The sequence below is a fragment of the Vibrio nitrifigilis genome (assembly GCF_015686695.1).
Classification (GTDB): domain Bacteria; phylum Pseudomonadota; class Gammaproteobacteria; order Enterobacterales; family Vibrionaceae; genus Vibrio; species Vibrio nitrifigilis.
Map to the genome: position 1 here is coordinate 218,249 of NZ_JADPMR010000001.1, position 17,688 is coordinate 235,936.

At 43.7% G+C, this 17,688-nt stretch carries 12 protein-coding genes, 2 tRNA genes, 2 rRNA genes and 1 pseudogene; 7 read left to right on the forward strand and 10 right to left on the reverse strand.

Annotated features, from left to right (window positions below; genetic code table 11):
* Window positions 1-17 precede the first annotated feature (17 nt).
* Together ppk1 and ppx are read left to right on the forward strand one after the other, a co-directional pair.
* Window positions 18-2,117: a polyphosphate kinase 1 gene (ppk1, locus tag I1A42_RS00980; protein ID WP_196122374.1), complete on the forward strand. Its 2,100-nt coding sequence runs from the start codon at window positions 18-20 to the stop codon at window positions 2,115-2,117.
* A complete protein-coding gene (gene ppx / locus I1A42_RS00985) occupies window positions 2,101-3,600 on the forward strand; it encodes an exopolyphosphatase (protein ID WP_196122376.1) in 1,500 nt (499 codons plus the stop codon). Before ppk1 ends, ppx begins: the two co-directional genes overlap by 17 nt.
* A gap of 76 nt (window positions 3,601-3,676) precedes the next feature.
* Here ppx and I1A42_RS00990 read toward each other — a convergent pair whose 3' ends face one another.
* Genes I1A42_RS00990 through phoB form a run of 3 tightly spaced genes read right to left on the reverse strand, consistent with a single transcriptional unit; the run spans window position 3,677 to window position 6,662 of the window.
* Complete coding sequence (locus tag I1A42_RS00990) at window positions 3,677-4,660, reverse strand: PstS family phosphate ABC transporter substrate-binding protein (RefSeq protein WP_161158358.1); 984 nt, start codon at window positions 4,658-4,660, stop codon at window positions 3,677-3,679.
* Entirely contained in the window at window positions 4,638-5,954 is a 1,317-nt protein-coding gene (phoR, locus tag I1A42_RS00995; protein WP_161158359.1) for a phosphate regulon sensor histidine kinase PhoR, read from the reverse strand. Before phoR ends, I1A42_RS00990 begins: the two co-directional genes overlap by 23 nt.
* An 18-nt stretch (window positions 5,955-5,972) precedes the next feature.
* Window positions 5,973-6,662 (reverse strand): phosphate regulon transcriptional regulator PhoB, encoded by a 690-nt coding sequence (gene phoB / locus I1A42_RS01000; RefSeq protein ID WP_196122378.1) that lies wholly within the window; start codon window positions 6,660-6,662, stop codon window positions 5,973-5,975.
* 189 nt (window positions 6,663-6,851) lie between these two features.
* On the opposite strand from phoB, the gene rdgC reads away from it, so the two are divergent.
* From rdgC to I1A42_RS01015, 3 genes are all read left to right on the forward strand, one after another.
* Window positions 6,852-7,766 carry a recombination-associated protein RdgC gene (gene rdgC, locus I1A42_RS01005; protein ID WP_196122380.1) on the forward strand — a complete coding sequence of 305 codons (915 nt, stop codon included), beginning with the start codon at window positions 6,852-6,854 and terminating at the stop codon, window positions 7,764-7,766.
* A 144-nt stretch (window positions 7,767-7,910) separates the two neighbouring features.
* Window positions 7,911-9,317 (forward strand): prephenate-dependent tRNA uridine(34) hydroxylase TrhP, encoded by a 1,407-nt coding sequence (gene trhP, locus I1A42_RS01010; protein WP_161158362.1) that lies wholly within the window; start codon window positions 7,911-7,913, stop codon window positions 9,315-9,317.
* Window positions 9,318-9,320: 3 nt separating this feature from the next.
* The gene (locus I1A42_RS01015) at window positions 9,321-9,575 is read left to right on the forward strand and encodes a YfhL family 4Fe-4S dicluster ferredoxin (protein WP_161158363.1); all 255 of its coding nucleotides are present in this window, start codon (window positions 9,321-9,323) and stop codon (window positions 9,573-9,575) included.
* Window positions 9,576-9,629: 54 nt separating this feature from the next.
* On the opposite strand, the gene nfsA is transcribed toward I1A42_RS01015, so the two are convergent.
* The 3 genes from nfsA to I1A42_RS01030 form a co-directional block, all read right to left on the reverse strand.
* The gene (gene nfsA / locus I1A42_RS01020) at window positions 9,630-10,352 is read right to left on the reverse strand and encodes an oxygen-insensitive NADPH nitroreductase (RefSeq protein ID WP_196122383.1); all 723 of its coding nucleotides are present in this window, start codon (window positions 10,350-10,352) and stop codon (window positions 9,630-9,632) included.
* A gap of 18 nt (window positions 10,353-10,370) precedes the next feature.
* The gene (locus I1A42_RS01025; protein ID WP_161158365.1) at window positions 10,371-10,703 is read right to left on the reverse strand and encodes a DUF1904 domain-containing protein; all 333 of its coding nucleotides are present in this window, start codon (window positions 10,701-10,703) and stop codon (window positions 10,371-10,373) included.
* A gap of 348 nt (window positions 10,704-11,051) precedes the next feature.
* Window positions 11,052-12,230, reverse strand: coding sequence for an AAA family ATPase (locus I1A42_RS01030; protein WP_196122385.1), 1,179 nt, complete (start codon window positions 12,228-12,230; stop codon window positions 11,052-11,054).
* A gap of 357 nt (window positions 12,231-12,587) precedes the next feature.
* On the opposite strand from I1A42_RS01030, the gene I1A42_RS01035 reads away from it, so the two are divergent.
* Both I1A42_RS01035 and I1A42_RS01040 read left to right on the forward strand, forming a co-directional pair.
* A protein-coding gene (locus tag I1A42_RS01035) for an IS630 family transposase (RefSeq protein ID WP_196122387.1) occupies window positions 12,588-13,614 on the forward strand; the annotation gives its coding sequence in 2 pieces (ribosomal slippage) (window positions 12,588-13,037 and window positions 13,039-13,614; 1,026 coding nt in all).
* Window positions 13,615-13,629: 15 nt separating this feature from the next.
* Window positions 13,630-14,028, forward strand: a pseudogene (locus I1A42_RS01040) (transposase); the annotation flags it as partial.
* A gap of 80 nt (window positions 14,029-14,108) precedes the next feature.
* Here the strand turns inward: I1A42_RS01040 and I1A42_RS01045 are convergent.
* The 4 genes from I1A42_RS01045 to I1A42_RS01060 form a co-directional block, all read right to left on the reverse strand.
* A tRNA-Trp gene (locus tag I1A42_RS01045) sits at window positions 14,109-14,185 on the reverse strand.
* Window positions 14,186-14,193: 8 nt separating this feature from the next.
* Window positions 14,194-14,270: transfer RNA gene (locus I1A42_RS01050), tRNA-Asp, on the reverse strand.
* A 97-nt stretch (window positions 14,271-14,367) separates the two neighbouring features.
* A 5S ribosomal RNA gene (gene rrf, locus I1A42_RS01055) occupies window positions 14,368-14,483 on the reverse strand.
* A gap of 111 nt (window positions 14,484-14,594) precedes the next feature.
* A 23S ribosomal RNA gene (locus I1A42_RS01060) occupies window positions 14,595-17,484 on the reverse strand.
* Between the last annotated feature and the right edge of the window lie 204 nt (window positions 17,485-17,688).

Below are 17,688 nucleotides of genomic sequence, written 5' to 3' on the forward strand. Positions count from 1 at the left end.
GGTGAAAGGTGTTGTAAATGAGTGGCGACAAACTCTACATAGACAAAGAATTAAGTTGGCTCTCGTTCAATGAGCGAGTGTTACAAGAAGCCGCAGATAAGACTGTACCACTGATAGAGCGCGTTCGTTTCCTCGGTATCTTCTCTAACAATTTAGATGAATTTTACAAAGTTCGCTTTGCTGACGTAAAACGCAGGATTTTAATTAATAGCGAACAAGGCGGCAATGACAGCGACAAACACCTTCTCGCTCAGATGCAGCAAAAAGCCCTCAAATTAGACAGAGATTTTGACAATCTATATAACGAACTGATTCTTGAAATGGCTCGCCGGCATATTTTTTTGGTCAACGAAACTCAACTTGATGAAAGCCAGAAACGCTGGATCACTCGTTACTTCAATAATGAAGTTCTCCCCCACATCACACCATTGCTCATGAATGATGATATTGATGTGCTGCAATTCTTGAAAGATGAGTACGCTTACATCGTTGTCGACCTGAAAAAAAATCAACACTCTAACTATGCGCTTGTTGAAATACCGACGGATCATTTGCCACGTTTTGTACTTGTCCCTGAAGCCAAAGGGAAAAGACGTAAGACTGTCATATTACTGGATAACATTATTCGTTTTTGTCTTGATGAACTTTTCCGCGGTTTTTTTGATTATGATGAACTCTCTGGCTACGCGATGAAAATGACCCGTGATGCAGAATACGATCTTAGCCACGAAGTCGAATACAGCTTGCTAGAACAGATGTCTGAAGGGTTAAGCCAGCGTTTAACCGCTATGCCTGTACGCTTTGTCTACGAGCGGGAAATGCCTGAAAAAATGCTTAGCTTTCTGTGCGATAAATTGAAGATCTCACATTACGATAGTCTGTTACCCGGTGGGCGCTATCATAATTTTAAAGACTTTATTGGTTTTCCCAATTTAGGGCGAGCCTACCTAGAAAATAAACCCATGCCGCCGATGAAATGTTCGGATTTCGAGGGGTATGCCAACGCATTTGATGCTATTCGTGATAAAGATATTTTGTTGCACTACCCTTATCACCAGTTTGATCACATCACAGAATTAGTGCGCCAAGCGTCGTTCGATCCCAAAGTGATCAGTATTAAAATCAATATTTATCGAGTGGCTAAAAATTCTCGTCTGATGAACTCTCTCGTTGATGCTGTCCACAACGGTAAACGTGTGGTCGTAGTCGTTGAGCTACAGGCTCGCTTTGATGAAGAGGCCAATATTGAGTGGTCGAAGATTTTGACCGAGGCTGGTGTACAAGTCATCTTTGGTGTACCAGGAATGAAAATTCACTCCAAGTTATTACTTATCTCACGTAAAGAAGACCATGAGTTTGTCCGTTATGCCCATATCGGAACGGGTAACTTTCATGAAAAAACAGCTCGTATTTATACTGACTTTGCGTTTTTAACAGCGGATACTGACTTAACAACGGAAGTGCGTAACGTATTTGCCTACATAGAAAACCCTTATCGCCCGGTAAAATTCAATCAACTTATCGTGTCACCGCGCAACTCTCGTCAGCAACTTTATCGAATTATTGATAACGAAATAGCTCACGCAAAAGCAGGCAAAAAAGCAGAAATTAAACTAAAGGTGAATAATCTAGTTGATAAGGGCTTGGTCAACAAACTCTACGGAGCCAGTGCCGCGGGTGTGAAAATTAATATGATTATTCGGGGCATGTGCTCACTCGTTCCCGGAGTGGAAGGAGTGAGTGAGAACATCCGTATCATCAGTATTGTCGACCGATTCTTAGAGCACCCACGAGTGATTATTACTCATAATGACGGCGATCCTCAGGTATGGATTTCTTCTGCTGACTGGATGACTCGAAACATTGATTATCGCATTGAAGTGGCAACTCCCATCAAAGATCCACGTTTAAAACAACGAATTATTGATATTATTAATATTCAGTTTACCGATACCGTTAAAGCCAGAGTTATCGACAAAGAGATGTCTAATCACTATGTTGATAGAGGAAACAGGAAAAAAATTCGTTCACAAGTCGCAATTTATGACTATTTAAAAAATGTCGAACGGCGCAATCGAAAAATGATGAAAGAAGAGACTCATGAATCAACCTTATGACACGCGAGATATCGCAGCAATTGATTTAGGTTCAAACAGCTTCCATATGGTGGTCGCCAAGGTTATTGGTAAAGACTTACAAATTATCAGTCGCCACAAACAGCGAGTGCGTTTAGCGCTTGGCCTAGACGAACAAAAAAACTTAGATGATGACGCTATCGAGAGAGGATTAGACTGTCTCACTATGTTTGCCGAGCGCCTACAGGGATTTTCGGTGGATAACGTTCGTATTGCTGCAACTCATACTCTTCGTCAAGCTAACAATACTCAGCTGTTCATCCAGCGCGCTAAGGAAGTGCTTCCGTTCCCTATCGAAGTCATTCCAGGCACAGAAGAAGCGCGTTTGCTTTACCTTGGTGTTGCTCACACGCAACCCCAGGCGGAGTCTATGCTCGTGGTTGATATTGGTGGAGGCAGTACAGAGCTCGTCATTGGTCAAGGTTTTGAAGCTGAACTAGTCAATAGTAAACAAATGGGCTGTGTGAGTTACACCAACCGCTTTTTTGCTAACGGGAAATTATCCAAAAAGAATTTTGCTCTGGCGATTCTCGCAGCTCAGCAACGACTTGAATCCCTTGCCTCACGCTATCGGAAAAAAGGCTGGCAAGTTGCATTTGGCTCATCAGGTACTGCAAAAGCCATTTATGAAGCGCTGATTGGCATGGGTTACTCCGACGGTATTATTACCGCTGAACGCCTAGATAAGCTGATTGATAAGCTCTGCTCTTGGCCAACCATCAATGATATCCGACTCGATGGGTTATCAGATGAGCGTAAACCTGTATTCGCCGCGGGCGTTGCTATTATGTCGGCTATTTTTAATGATCTGAAAATAAAGGAAATGCATTTTTCAGACGGTGCGTTGCGAGAAGGTCTCCTATATGAAATGGAAGACCGCTTTAAATACTCCGATATTCGCTTAAGAACAGCCGAAGCGCTTGCAAATAAACACGCCGTCGATCTTGAACATGCAGCTAAAGTGCGTGGTCACGCGCGTGAATTTTTAGAGCAAGTCTCTACAGAAATTGGGATCAAAAAAGAGAGTGAATTAGTTTCTCTACTCGAATGGGGAGCTCTACTTCATGAAGTGGGTCTTAACATCAGTTATCAAGCTTTTCACCGTCACTCAGCCTATATTTTACGTAATACTAATATGCCTGGCTTTAACAGTGAGCAGCAGCAAGTGTTGGCGACGCTGGTGCGCTTTCAACGCAAAGCTCTCAAGCTCAATGAAATGGGTTCTTTTTCATTATTTAAGAAAAAACATGTGTTAGGAATAATCCGCGTGCTACGCCTAGCTATTTTAGTCAATGGACAGCGCAATGATGACCCGTTGCCTGAGTTGGCGTTATCGATCGAAGATGACACATGGTCACTCACATGCACTAATCCCAACTGGCTTGAGGAAAATCGCCTACTCCATGCGGATTTACTAACGGAACAACAATATTGGAATAGCGTGGGCTGGGAGCTAAATTTCTAATCTTAAGAACCGTGTTTAAACTACGTTAGAGAGCAATGGTCAGCTCTTCCTTTACTGACCATTGTCTTTACTCAACCTAATCATAGATGCCCACTTTGGCTAATTCATGTTTCGCCAGTTCGGCTGGAACTGCTAAATACCCTTCCCTTTGTACCAATCTTTGCCCCTGTTTAGAGTAAATAAAGCGCAAAAATTCACGCTCAATGGGTGATAATGGATGCGCAGGGTTTTTATTCACATAAATATACAGGTAGCGAGATAATGGATATCGTCCGGTGAATATATTTTCTTGGGTTGGTTCAACATAATCATCCCCTTCTCGTGAAATAGGGATTAACTTCACACCAGAAACACGATATCCCATGCCCGAATAACCGATCGTCGTGATTGAAGATGCCACTGACTGGACAACAGAGGCAGATCCAGGCTGCTCATTCACACCGCGTTTAAAATCACCACCACACAAGGCTACTTTTTTAAAGTAACCATAAGTGCCTGAGACAGAGTTACGTCCAAACAGCTGGATACTGCGCTTTCCCCATTGATAAGGGATACCTAATTGAGACCAAGTGGTCATCATCTTATTGCCACCACAATTGAGGGTCGATGAAAAAATAGCATCGATTTGCTCGAAACTAAGCCCCTTAATTGGATTGTCTTTATGTACAAAAATACCTATAGCATCGATAGCGATTTTTAATTCTGTTGGAGGGTACCCATGGTCACGCTCAAAAACATCATTTTCACGTGAACGCATCTTACGACTCATAGGACCGAACTGAGCAGTGCCTTCATTAAGCGCTGGTGGGGCGGTAGCAGAACCAGATGCCTGAACTTGTGCATTGATATTAGGATAAATAGATTTGAATTCTTCAACCCATAAGGTTGTTAACCCCGCTAGGGTATCTGATCCCACACTAGTTAAACTGCCTGCAATACCAATACTTTTTTGATAAGTCGGCAGTTCAGAGCAATGTACCGCCATTGAGGCGGTACATGAAAATAAGCTAATAATAGCTAAAGCAAAATATTTAAAATTAATTGGTTGTTTCTTCGTCATTTACAATCAATCTCTTTGGTAACACGAAGGAGAACTGACTACCAACACCAACTTCGCTTTGAATTTCTAGTCTGGACTCATGATGAGACAACGCGTGCTTCACAATAGCAAGCCCAAGTCCACTTCCGCCAGTATCGCGCGAACGAGCTTTATCAACACGATAGAATCGCTCTGTTAAACGGTGTAGATGTTGCGGTTCAATACCATCTCCAGTATCGGCAACCTCAAGACAAGCACCTTGGATTGAGCGATACCAACGCACCGTAATTTCAGCGCCTGGTGGTGTGTATTTCACCGCGTTATACACCAAGTTTGAAATGGCGCTGTGTAATTGTTCTTCGTCGCCCAATACTGTTAAAGATTTATCCACTTCAAAATGGAATTGATGCCCAGCATCTCCACTTAAACTTTGAGCTTCTTTTTCTAAAATCTCAAGCATCGCAGGAACATTCACTTTGTCTTCTAGTTCATGCATTGGAGATGCTTCGATTTTAGATAACGTTAGCAACTGGTTCACCAAGCTATTCATACGCGCTAACTGTTGCGTCATTACCCCATGCGCCTTGCTCCACATAGGTCCAACAACCATATCCGGATCTTCGGTCATTTCTAAATAACCTTGTAAAACAGTCATTGGGGTGCGTAATTCGTGAGAAACGTTAGCAAAAAAGTTACGTCGCATACCTTCAAGCTGTTTGAGTTGGGTGACATCACGTACCACCATCAAATGTTCACCTTCGGTATAAGGCACGATACGCAACTCCAATGAACGAGCGACGTTAAGTGGTGAACGCATTTCCAGAGGCTCAGTAAAGTCATCTTTTTGCAGGTATTTAATGAAATCAGGTGTACGAATAAGATTGGAAATAGGCTGGCCCGCATCATCTGGCCAATGGAACCCCAGTAGGTGTTGCGCTAAGCGGTTACACCAAACAATGTTGCCTTCAGATCGAAATACGACCACAGCATCAGGTAACGATTCTGCACCGTTACGGAAACGACGAATTAAATTACTAAGCTCTTTACGTTTTTTACGCTGCCGCTGCTGCAGACGGTATAAGCCATTAAACAAGGACTCCCACTGTCCGGAACCGGATGGTGGCGTTAAGCGTTTTTCGTCCCATAACCACGCGGATAAACGAATTTGATTGCGTAGATGCCACAATAACTGTAACACTGTTGCAGCAAATAATAGCCAAGACAGATACCCAAAGATCGAACCAACTATGATCCAAGGTAAGTAAAAAAAAGCCAGCTCCCAAGCCAGCTTTCTCCAAGTGAGTCGTTCAACCATAGTGCTCTGAGACGATCCTTATGCTTTGGTTGAGAAACGGTAACCAGCTCCACGTACCGTTTGAATTAGTTTGTCATGCCCAGCATCTTCCAACGCTTTACGTAAACGTCGAATATGAACATCAACAGTACGGTCTTCAACATAAACATTGGTACCCCATACGTTGTTCAGCAGTTGCTCGCGGCTATAAACACGCTCTTGGTGAGTCATAAAGAAGTGTAACATCTTAAACTCTGTTGGCCCCATGTCGAGCGCAGAATCATCAGAGGTAACGCGATGAGAAACAGGATCCAACTTCAAACCTTGAACATCAATTACATCTTCTAATGCCGTTGGTGTAACACGACGAATCACTGCTTTTAAGCGCGCCACCAGCTCTTTAGGTGAAAATGGCTTAGTGATATAATCATCAGCACCAACTTCAAGGCCTCGTACTTTATCTTCTTCTTCACCACGAGCAGTCAACATGACAACCGGAATGTTACGTGTTAATTCTTCACGTTTCATGTGCTTGATAAAGTTGATACCACTACCACCAGGTAGCATCCAATCCAACAAAACGAGATCAGGGAAGGGTTCACAGAGTCTACTGACCGCAGTGTCATAATCTTCTGCTTCCACTGCTTGGTAACCTTTCTGTTCGAGTACAAAGCACAACATCTCACGAATAGGTGCTTCATCCTCAACCACCAGAATCCTTCTAGACATAATTAAATAACCTTTGCTTTTAATTAACGTTATGCATTATCAGAAATAATTATGACACTTTTGTGACCCTTGCAAACAATTTTTCATATAACTTTCGCATCAAATTCATTCAAATCAACACACGATTGTCTAGGACTTTGTATTAGAGATCCCCTATCATAGTCGGGTTCGAATAAGGAAAAGAGAAATATGTGGTTTAAAAACTGTATGGTTTACCGTGTGAATCGCGATGTAGACTTTAATGCTGACAAGCTCGAAGAACAACTGGCCGAATTCCGTTTTACTCCATGTGGCAGCCAAGACAAGCAAAAATTTGGTTGGGTTCATGCGATGGGTAAACACGGTGACATGATGACTCATGTAAGTGAAGACCGCATCCTAGTCTGTGCCAAAAAAGAAGAAAAAATGCTTCCTGCTTCAGTCATCAAAGAGTCTTTAGCAGACAAAATTGAAATACTTGAATCGCAAGAAGGTCGTCCACTGAAAAAAACAGAAAAGGACACCATCAAAGAAGAAATAGTGATCGATTTACTGCCTCGCGCTTTTTCTCGTAGCCATTTAACGTATGTTTTAATTCTACCGAGCCAAGGACTTATCCTAGTAGATGCAAGCAGTTACAAAAAAGCTGAAGATGTGTTGGCTTTATTGCGGAAAAGCATCGGTAGCTTACCTGTTGTTCCTGCTATCCCTGAAACACCAGTAGAAGCAACATTAACGAAATGGGTACAAAATGGGAATCTTCCGCAAGGCTTTAATCTTTTAGATGAAGCGGAGCTTAAATCGGTGATGGACGATGGAGCTATTGTTCGCTGTAAGAAACAAGAACTGACTAGTGATGAAATCTTAAGTCACATTCAAGCGAATAAAGTCGTGACAAAGCTTGCGCTTAATTGGCAAGAGCGTATTGATTTTATCTTGGCAGAAGATTGCAGTATCAAACGCATCAACTTTAGTGATGAACTAAAAGATGAGAACGAAGATATCCCTCGTGAAGATCAAGCCGCTCGTTTTGATGCCGATTTCTCCCTCATGTGTGGCGAATTCAGCGCATTTCTACCTAATTTATTTGAAGTATTAGGTGGCTTGCCATCCGCTGAAAACTAATCGCTTCAACGCTTCAACTGTAAGAGTTGGAGCGTTTTCTCAATTGCCCCTATTCATTGTAATGTATTTGGCGTAAAATTTGCGCCCCTCCAATACCATCAGGTGGTATTGGCCTGACTTGAGATCAGAATTGAGAAAGAAGCAATGACTACAGAAAAACCATTCGTTCCTGAACTATTATCACCAGCAGGTAGCCTTAAAAACATGCGTTACGCCTTTGCTTACGGTGCAGATGCCGTCTATGCAGGCCAACCGCGCTACAGCCTTCGTGTACGTAATAATGAATTTAACCATGAGAACCTAAAAGTCGGTATCGACGAAGCTCATGCCCTTGGTAAAAAATTCTATGTGGTATGTAATATTCAGCCACATAACTCTAAATTAAAAACCTTTATCCGCGATTTAAAACCCGTTGTAGACATGGGCCCTGACGCTCTTATCATGTCTGACCCAGGTTTGATCATGATGGTTCGTGAAGCTTTTCCAGACATGGTTATTCACCTATCAGTACAAGCGAACGCAGTAAACTGGGCAACGGTAAAATTCTGGGCAGCAAATGGTGTAGAGCGCGTAATTGTTTCACGCGAACTGTCTTTGGAAGAAATTGCTGAGATTCGTGAAAACTGTCCTGATACAGAAATCGAAGTCTTCGTACACGGCGCACTTTGCATGGCTTATTCTGGTCGTTGCCTACTATCTGGCTACATCAACAAACGCGATCCAAACCAAGGAACGTGCACTAACGCATGCCGTTGGGAATATAAAGTCGAACAAGGTAAAGAAGACGACGCAGGTCAAATCGTTGAAGCCTTTGATCCTAAAGCCGACCAAGCTCAAGCTATCGAAGTTCAAAATGAACGCCCAGATGCGGCTATTGGCCTAGGAAAACCTAGTGATGAAGTTGTTCTGCTTTCAGAAAGTCACCGTCCAGAAGAGAAAATGGCAGCCTTCGAAGATGAACATGGCACTTACATCATGAACTCGAAAGATCTTCGCGCCATTCAACACGTTGATCGTTTAACAAAAATGGGCATTCACTCATTAAAAATTGAAGGCCGTACTAAATCCTTCTATTACTGCGCTCGTACAGCGCAAGTTTACCGCAAAGCAATCGATGATGCCGTTGCTGGAAAACCTTTTGATGAGTCATTAATGACCACGCTAGAAAGCCTAGCTCACCGTGGTTACACTGAAGGATTCCTTCGCCGTCATACTCATGATACTTACCAAAACTATGACTACGGCTACTCAGTGTCTGACGCCCAGCAATTTGTTGGTGAATTTACAGGGAAACGCCGTGGTAACCTTGCAGAAGTGGAAGTGAAAAATAAATTCCTAACAGGCGATCAATTAGAGCTCATGACGCCAAATGGTAATGTTATCTTCACACTTGAAACAATGGAAAACCGCAAGAGCGAAGTCGTAACTGATGCAAAAGGTAGTGGCCATTTTGTCTTTATTCCTGTTCCAGAAGAATTGAATCTTGAGTACGCATTGCTAATGCGTAACCTACAATCAGGACAAGATACGCGAAATCCAACAGGCAAATAAACCATGGCATTGTTGATTAAATCAAAATGTACTAATTGTGATATGTGCGAGCCGGAGTGCCCAAACAACGCGATTTTCATGGGGGAAGAGATTTATGAAATCGATCCGAACCTATGTACTGAGTGTAAAGGTCACTATGAAAAGCCGACCTGTCAGTCAGTTTGCCCAATAAATAACTGTATCATTACCGATCCAGACAATGTTGAAACTGAAGAGCAATTACTCGAGAAGTTTGTCATTATCCAAGGTCTAGCCTAATGAAAAGCCCAATCTATCGATTGGGCTTTCTTATATTGTTTCAATGCAAGATAACTATTTTTCAGCCAAACCTTTACTGTTCAAATAGTCCTTAATGTATGGGCGAGACTCTTGGCTCAGTTTTTCAGTAATCTGTTCTGACCATCCCTGCTGCTTAGTATTACTAGAACGAGATGCATAATACTCATGCATAGTTTGGTCATATTGTTTTACTTGTTCAACATCTAGAGGTTGGTAGCTATTTTCATGAACAATCACATCAGCAGGTAAGCGTGGCTTCAGTTGTGGATCTTGATCAGGCACACCTAAACACATACCAAATAACATTGCAGTGTGCTTAGGCAATTCAAGTAATGCATCGACCTCTTTAGGATTATTACGCAGCCCACCGATATAGACACCACCGAGCCCCATAGACTCAGCTGCCAATAAACAGTTCTGCGCCATTATCCCAGCATCAACTGCACCAATTAGAGTCAGCTCCATAAATTCAGGTTTAACCGCCTCATTCAGAGTGTAGTGGCGTGCATAATCAATACAAAACACCAAAAACTCAGCAGCAGACTCAACATAAGCTTGATTACCCGCATACTTAGCTAATTGTTTACGCTTTTCAGGATCGGTCACGCGAATGATAGAAATTACTTGTAATAGGCTAGATGAAGAAGCGGCGATACCACTTGCAATGATAGTATCGAGTTGATCTTTACTGATCGGAGTCGATTTAAAAGATCGAATCGAACGATGACCTTGAATTGTCTCTATAACCGAGTTCATTATCACTCCTTTTATGGTTTAGTAGTGTTGCCCGTTATCGTAGTACTCATTTGGATTCAACGCTGTAAATACAACTGCAACATCCACTTCTTTCTTTAATACGTCTCTGACTTTATCGGTAATGATTTGCGCTACTTGATCCTGAACTTCTTGGCCACGGTTAAACCAGCACACTTCAATAAAGGGATACGCGGCAGACACTTCACCGTCAAAGAAGAAGGTAGAGAAAAGATATTCAAGGGTAAAATCTTCTCGAGGACAAGCCATTAAAGGCTGAAGTTCATCAACTAGGGTTTCAGAGATTGCTTGCACCGTTTGTGGTTCAAGGGCGCGAAATCGTAAATGTGGCATTGGTAAAATCCTTCTGTTTTACACGATGATAACAGTTAAGGAAACATGCTGCGAATAATGAATAATTCAAGAAAGATGAATTTATCTGCCAATAGGAAAATAAAAAAGGCGATCATTCAGCCTTGATCGCCTTTAACCAATCTTCTTTCCTTCACTCGATGACTGGTATCAGATTATCTGTAACGTCTAACTAACCACAGTGGGACTTGATAACCTACCGAGATATACCTTGATTATCCCGATACAAAACACTCTATCACAGTATCCTTATTAATTAAATGATAATAATTATCATTTAATTAATATTGGTAAAATATCACATCTACAACTTCATCTAGTCATCAAGTTCTAGCTTGGCCAATGCCAAATCGGAGTATCAAACATACCTTGGTCACATATGTAAGTTTCCCCAAGCTCTTTATCTAGACGAATGGCATTACATTCGGGATATTCTTCCAGAGCCCAAACGAGTTCTTGTGCATGTGAAACCACCCAAACTTGGGTTTCATTAGCGGCTTTGATAATGAGACGACCTAAGGCAGGAAGCAAATCAGGATGCAGGCTTGTTTCTGGTTCATTTAGCACCAGTAAAGATGGCGGACGAGGAGACAACAAAGCGGCAACAAGTAACAAATAACGCAATGTCCCGTCAGATAGCTCAGCGAGCGACAGTGGACGTAGTAGACCATGTTGGTTGAATTCGAGGGAAAAACGCGACTCATAAACTTTGGTAAACGAGATGCTCGCACCAGGGAATGCATCGCTAATCGCACTCTGCATACCTTCTCTATCCCCTATTTCATGGATCGTACGTAAAGCTGCTACCAGATCATGACCATCGTGGCTTAAAACAGGTGTACGAGTACTGATTTGCGGCTGGCGAATAGGAGAATCACGATCCGTACGAAAGGAATCATAAAAACGCCAGCTATCAATCTGCTTCTTGACAGCAAACACCTCTGGGGCTGCCATAGGATCGGCAAGTTCAGATAAGAGACTGTCGAATGTCGCTAAATGCTGAGCATGAACCTGCCAACTACGCCCTTGTCTAACCTTCGCGGCAGGACCAACACGATCCACTAAGCAGCTAGCAGGTCGATAGTAATCTCCTGCCCAGATACATTCTCGACGAACCACAGGATCAGCGGTAAACATTGTTGGATCGCTCCCTCCACCAACAGGGGGAGTCGGAAGGCCCAAAGAAATACAAAAGCCAAAATCATCACTAGAAAATCCAAGGTCAATACGAGTCAATGCCTTTTCATGCTTGCCTTGAACGTCACTTTTACCAGCTAATTCCGCTTTGGTAAAACTGGTGGGGCCAGCCCAAAATGAAGAGAGGATACCACCATCATGAGCTATCGAGGATACAACGTTACCTTTTGCTACGTCAGATAACAGTCGCAGTGATTTATAGAGGTTCGACTTACCACTGCCATTAGGACCAGTCACGACATTGAGCCGACTCAATGGAATGATAACGTTTTTAAGTGAACGGAAATTGCTGACAGAAAATGATTTGAGCATACTAACCAACGGAATTTAATTTCATTATAAGTTGATTATGATAAATAAATATCTTGAAGACTACCTCATTAAAAACATTAAGAAAGTTTAATAAATGAAGAAAGTTATCTTAAATGACATAAGCTTAGGGATAATTCTCATCACGGGTAATACAGATTATACAAAAAAATGAATACAAAAATCTTTGCCATTGCTGCTAATGGCAGGGGGAACTGGGTCGGCATTCCGGAGATTCGACTGGACCAACAGTCCAGCTTCCAAGATTCGCAACTCCATTAATTAGATAACGAGTAGCTCTATCAATTATACCAATCGCACTAATTTTATGATCTAATATCAGCTTCGATAGGAGCTGATATGAACCCCCCTGACTTCCCAAAACTTATTCGTGAAACATCCGATGCGAGGATGCGTACGAGACTTCTTGCTATATCTCATTTCGTGGATGGAAAAAGCCGCACTGAGATCGCCAAATATTTAAAAGTCAGCCGTACCAGTGTCAATAACTGGGTTGCGACTTATTTAAAGAATGGTGTTGAAGGTTTAGTAGAAAAGCAGCATACAGGCCGTCCTCCACGACTGACTGAAGATCAGCTATCTCTGTTAAAGCTGTACATCACTTCCAATGCGATTAAACCTGAAGGTGGAAGACTACAAGGGACTGATATTATTGAATTCATCCATGAGGAATTTGGCCTATCTTACAGCTTATCAGGCATCTATAAGATATTGAGAAAGCTTAATTTAGTTTGGATAACCACTCGTTCAAAGCACCCAAAGCAATCTGTAGAAGCGCAAGAAGCTTTTAAAAAAATTCCCAATAGAAACGATCCTTAAGATCCCTGGGCATGTTGCTTTAAAAGATGTTCAAATCTGGTTTCAAGATGAAGCCAGATTTGGCCAGCGCAACACAACAACCCGAATCTGGGCAAAAAAAGGGACTCGTCCTAGGGCGGTACAACAACAGCAATTTGAGTATGCGTACTTATTTGGAGCGGTGTGCGTTAATACCGGAGAAACTGAAGCTATTGTTGTTCCTATGAGCAACATGGAAGCAATGAAGGAACAACTCAGACTCATTTCTCAATCAACCCCCACAGGCAAACATGCTGTCGTCATCATGGATCAAGCCAGTTGGCATCAAAGCTATCTAGCGGATTCATTCAAGAACTTGACTGTCATTCATCTACCTCCTTATTCACCCGAACTCAACTCAATAGAGCAGGTATGGAGTTGGTTGCGTCAGAAAGAAATAGCCAATAGGTGTTTTGAATGTTACGACGATATTGTCGACAAGCTGTGTAGTGCTTGGAATCGTTTTTGTGCAGACAAAAGCAGAGTCATTTCGCTCTGCTTTAGAGATTGGACCATATTGACCAGTTAATTAGTGTGATTGGTATTATTTGGAGCGGTGTGCGTTAATACCGGAGAAACTGAAGCTATTGTTGTTCCTATGAGCAACATGGAAGCAATGAAGGAACAACTCAGACTCATTTCTCAATCAACCCCCACAGGCAAACATGCTGTCGTCATCATGGATCAAGCCAGTTGGCATCAAAGCTATCTAGCGGATTCATTCAAGAACTTGACTGTCATTCATCTACCTCCTTATTCACCCGAACTCAACTCAATAGAGCAGGTATGGAGTTGGTTGCGTCAGAAAGAAATAGCCAATAGGTGTTTTGAATGTTACGACGATATTGTCGACAAGCTGTGTAGTGCTTGGAATCGTTTTTGTGCAGACAAAAGCAGAGTCATTTCGCTCTGCTTTAGAGATTGGACCATATTGACCAGTTAATTAGTGTGATTGGTATTAGGAACAATTCACCATGATTCAGACATAAAAAAGCCTTAGCATTTCTGCTAAGGCTTCAATTATGGCAGGGGTGGAGAGATTCGAACTCCCAACACGCGGATTTGGAATCCGCTGCTCTGCCAATTGGAGCTACACCCCTAAAGTAAGTGGCGGAACGGACGGGATTCGAACCCGCGACCCCCGGCGTGACAGGCCGGTATTCTAACCAGCTGAACTACCGCTCCGCTATGTTCAGTTGCATCTAAATAAAGTCTTATAGTTAATCACTGCTTTATCTAGAAATTTGCTTGTAAATTATAAAATCTAAAAGCAAGGATTAAAGCCTGGCGATGACCTACTCTCACATGGGGAAGCCCCACACTACCATCGGCGCGATTTCGTTTCACTTCTGAGTTCGGCATGGGATCAGGTGGGTCCAAAATGCTATGGTCGCCAAGCAAATTCTTGTTGTTACCGCTACGCAGCAACAATTAATTCAGAAAGCTGTCGTTCTCACACAATCAAGTGTCTCTTATATCGAGTCCGATACAAAACCTTTTTGGTGTTGTATGGTTAAGTCTCACGGGCCATTAGTACAGGTTAGCTCAACGCCTCACAACGCTTACACACCCTGCCTATCAACGTTCTAGTCTCGAACAACCCTTTAGGACGCTTATAGCGCCAGGGAAGACTCATCTCAGGGCTCGCTTCCCGCTTAGATGCTTTCAGCGGTTATCGATTCCGAACTTAGCTACCGGGCAATGCGTCTGGCGACACAACCCGAACACCAGAGGTTCGTCCACTCCGGTCCTCTCGTACTAGGAGCAGCCCCCTTCAATCTTCCAACGCCCACGGCAGATAGGGACCGAACTGTCTCACGACGTTCTAAACCCAGCTCGCGTACCACTTTAAATGGCGAACAGCCATACCCTTGGGACCGACTTCAGCCCCAGGATGTGATGAGCCGACATCGAGGTGCCAAACACCGCCGTCGATATGAACTCTTGGGCGGTATCAGCCTGTTATCCCCGGAGTACCTTTTATCCGTTGAGCGATGGCCCTTCCATTCAGAACCACCGGATCACTATGACCTGCTTTCGCACCTGCTCGAATTGTCATTCTCGCAGTCAAGCGGGCTTATGCCATTGCACTAACCTCACGATGTCCAACCGTGATTAGCCCACCTTCGTGCTCCTCCGTTACTCTTTGGGAGGAGACCGCCCCAGTCAAACTACCCACCAGGCACTGTCCTCACCCCAGATAATGGGGCCAAGTTAGAACATCAAACATACAAGGGTGGTATTTCAAGGTCGGCTCCACAATCACTAGCGTGACTGCTTCATAGCCTCCCACCTATCCTACACATGTAGGCTCAATGTTCAGTGCCAAGCTGTAGTAAAGGTTCACGGGGTCTTTCCGTCTAGCCGCGGGTACACTGCATCTTCACAGCGATTTCAATTTCACTGAGTCTCGGGTGGAGACAGCGTGGCCATCATTACGCCATTCGTGCAGGTCGGAACTTACCCGACAAGGAATTTCGCTACCTTAGGACCGTTATAGTTACGGCCGCCGTTTACCGGGGCTTCGATCAACCGCTTCGAGTTACCTCTAACAGCATCAATTAACCTTCCGGCACCGGGCAGGCGTCACACCGTATACGTCATCTTACGATTTTGCACAGTGCTGTGTTTTTAATAAACAGTTGCAGCCACCTGGTATCTGCGACTCTCAATAGCTCCAAGAGTAAATCTCTTCACCGTCAAGAGCGTACCTTCTCCCGAAGTTACGGTACCATTTTGCCTAGTTCCTTCACCCGAGTTCTCTCAAGCGCCTTGGTATTCTCTACCCGACCACCTGTGTCGGTTTGGGGTACGATTCCTTACAATCTGAAGCTTAGAGGCTTTTCCTGGAAGCATGGCATCAATGACTTCATCACCTTAGTGACTCGACATCGTGTCTCGGCCTTAGAGGAAACCGGATTTACCTAATTTCTAAGCCTACGCACTTGAACCTGGACGACCGTCGCCAGGCCCACCTAGCCTTCTCCGTCCCCCCATCGCAATTGTAAGAAGTACGGGAATATTAACCCGTTTCCCATCGACTACGCTTTTCAGCCTCGCCTTAGGGGTCGACTTACCCTGCCCCGATTAACGTTGGACAGGAACCCTTGGTCTTCCGGCGTGGAGGTTTTTCACCCCCATTATCGTTACTCATGTCAGCATTCGCACTTCTGATACCTCCAGCAGACTTTACAATCCACCTTCAACGGCTTACAGAACGCTCCCCTACCCAATACCTTAAAAGGCATTGCCGCAGCTTCGGTTTACAACTTAGCCCCGTTACATCTTCCGCGCAGGCCGACTCGACTAGTGAGCTATTACGCTTTCTTTAAATGATGGCTGCTTCTAAGCCAACATCCTAGCTGTCTAAGCCTTCCCACATCGTTTCCCACTTAGCTGTAATTTGGGACCTTAGCTGGCGGTCTGGGTTGTTTCCCTCTCCACGACGGACGTTAGCACCCGCCGTGTGTCTCCCGGATAGTACTTACTGGTATTCGGAGTTTGCAAAGGGTTGGTAAGTCGGGATGACCCCCTAGCCTTAACAGTGCTCTACCCCCAGTAGTATTCGTCCGAGGCGCTACCTAAATAGCTTTCGGGGAGAACCAGCTATCTCCGAGTTTGATTGGCCTTTCACCCCTAGCCACAGGTCATCCGCTAATTTTTCAACATTAGTCGGTTCGGTCCTCCAGTTGATGTTACTCAACCTTCAACCTGCCCATGGCTAGATCACTCGGTTTCGGGTCTATATCCAGAGACTGGGCGCCCAGTTAAGACTCGCTTTCGCTACGGCTCCCCTAAACGGTTAACCTTGCCACTGAATATAAGTCGCTGACCCATTATACAAAAGGTACGCAGTCACCCCATAAAGAGGCTCCTACTGCTTGTACGTACACGGTTTCAGGTTCTATTTCACTCCCCTCACAGGGGTTCTTTTCGCCTTTCCCTCACGGTACTGGTTCACTATCGGTCAGTCAGGAGTATTTAGCCTTGGAGGATGGTCCCCCCATATTCAGACAGGATATCACGTGTCCCGCCTTACTCGATTTCACCATAAATACGTTAACGGTTACGGGGCTATCACCCGGTATCGCGTGCCTTTCCAGACACTTCACCTGACGCATAAATGGCTTAAGGGCTAATCCGGTTTCGCTCGCCGCTACTACCAGAATCTCGGTTGATTTCTTTTCCTCGGGGTACTTAGATGTTTCAGTTCTCCCGGTTCGCCTCTTTAACCTATGTATTCAGTTAAAGATAACTGCTTATGCAGTTGGGTTTCCCCATTCGGACATCGTAGACTCAAGTGGCTCTTACTGCCTCATCTACGCTTATCGCAAGTTAGTACGTCCTTCATCGCCTCTGACTGCCAAGGCATCCACCGTGTACGCTTAGTCACTTAACCATACAACCCAAAAAAGTTTTGGATTGAACTATTTGTCTCCACTTTGAAAAAGTGAAATCAAAGGTTAGTCACCAAGGTTGTCTGCATTTTTATACATGTTGCAGACTCGATATTGCCGGACTCAATTTTGAATACTTACTTAAAAAGTAAGCTTCCCAAGAACACTTGAATGTGTGTTGGTTATTTTCATAAAGAAAATAATTG

Excerpts from the sequence above, each read along its gene's own strand:
- ppk1 (WP_196122374.1), top strand. The coding sequence starts at position 18 with ATGAGTGGCGACAAACTCTACATAGACAAAGAATTAAGTTGGCTCTCG.
- ppx (WP_196122376.1), top strand. The coding sequence starts at position 2,101 with ATGAATCAACCTTATGACACGCGAGATATCGCAGCAATTGATTTAGGT.
- I1A42_RS00990 (WP_161158358.1), bottom strand. The coding sequence starts at position 4,660 with ATGACGAAGAAACAACCAATTAATTTTAAATATTTTGCTTTAGCTATT.
- phoR (WP_161158359.1), bottom strand. The coding sequence starts at position 5,954 with ATGGTTGAACGACTCACTTGGAGAAAGCTGGCTTGGGAGCTGGCTTTT.
- phoB (WP_196122378.1), bottom strand. The coding sequence starts at position 6,662 with ATGTCTAGAAGGATTCTGGTGGTTGAGGATGAAGCACCTATTCGTGAG.
- rdgC (WP_196122380.1), top strand. The coding sequence starts at position 6,852 with ATGTGGTTTAAAAACTGTATGGTTTACCGTGTGAATCGCGATGTAGAC.
- trhP (WP_161158362.1), top strand. The coding sequence starts at position 7,911 with ATGACTACAGAAAAACCATTCGTTCCTGAACTATTATCACCAGCAGGT.
- I1A42_RS01015 (WP_161158363.1), top strand. The coding sequence starts at position 9,321 with ATGGCATTGTTGATTAAATCAAAATGTACTAATTGTGATATGTGCGAG.
- nfsA (WP_196122383.1), bottom strand. The coding sequence starts at position 10,352 with ATGAACTCGGTTATAGAGACAATTCAAGGTCATCGTTCGATTCGATCT.
- I1A42_RS01025 (WP_161158365.1), bottom strand. The coding sequence starts at position 10,703 with ATGCCACATTTACGATTTCGCGCCCTTGAACCACAAACGGTGCAAGCA.
- I1A42_RS01030 (WP_196122385.1), bottom strand. The coding sequence starts at position 12,230 with ATGCTCAAATCATTTTCTGTCAGCAATTTCCGTTCACTTAAAAACGTT.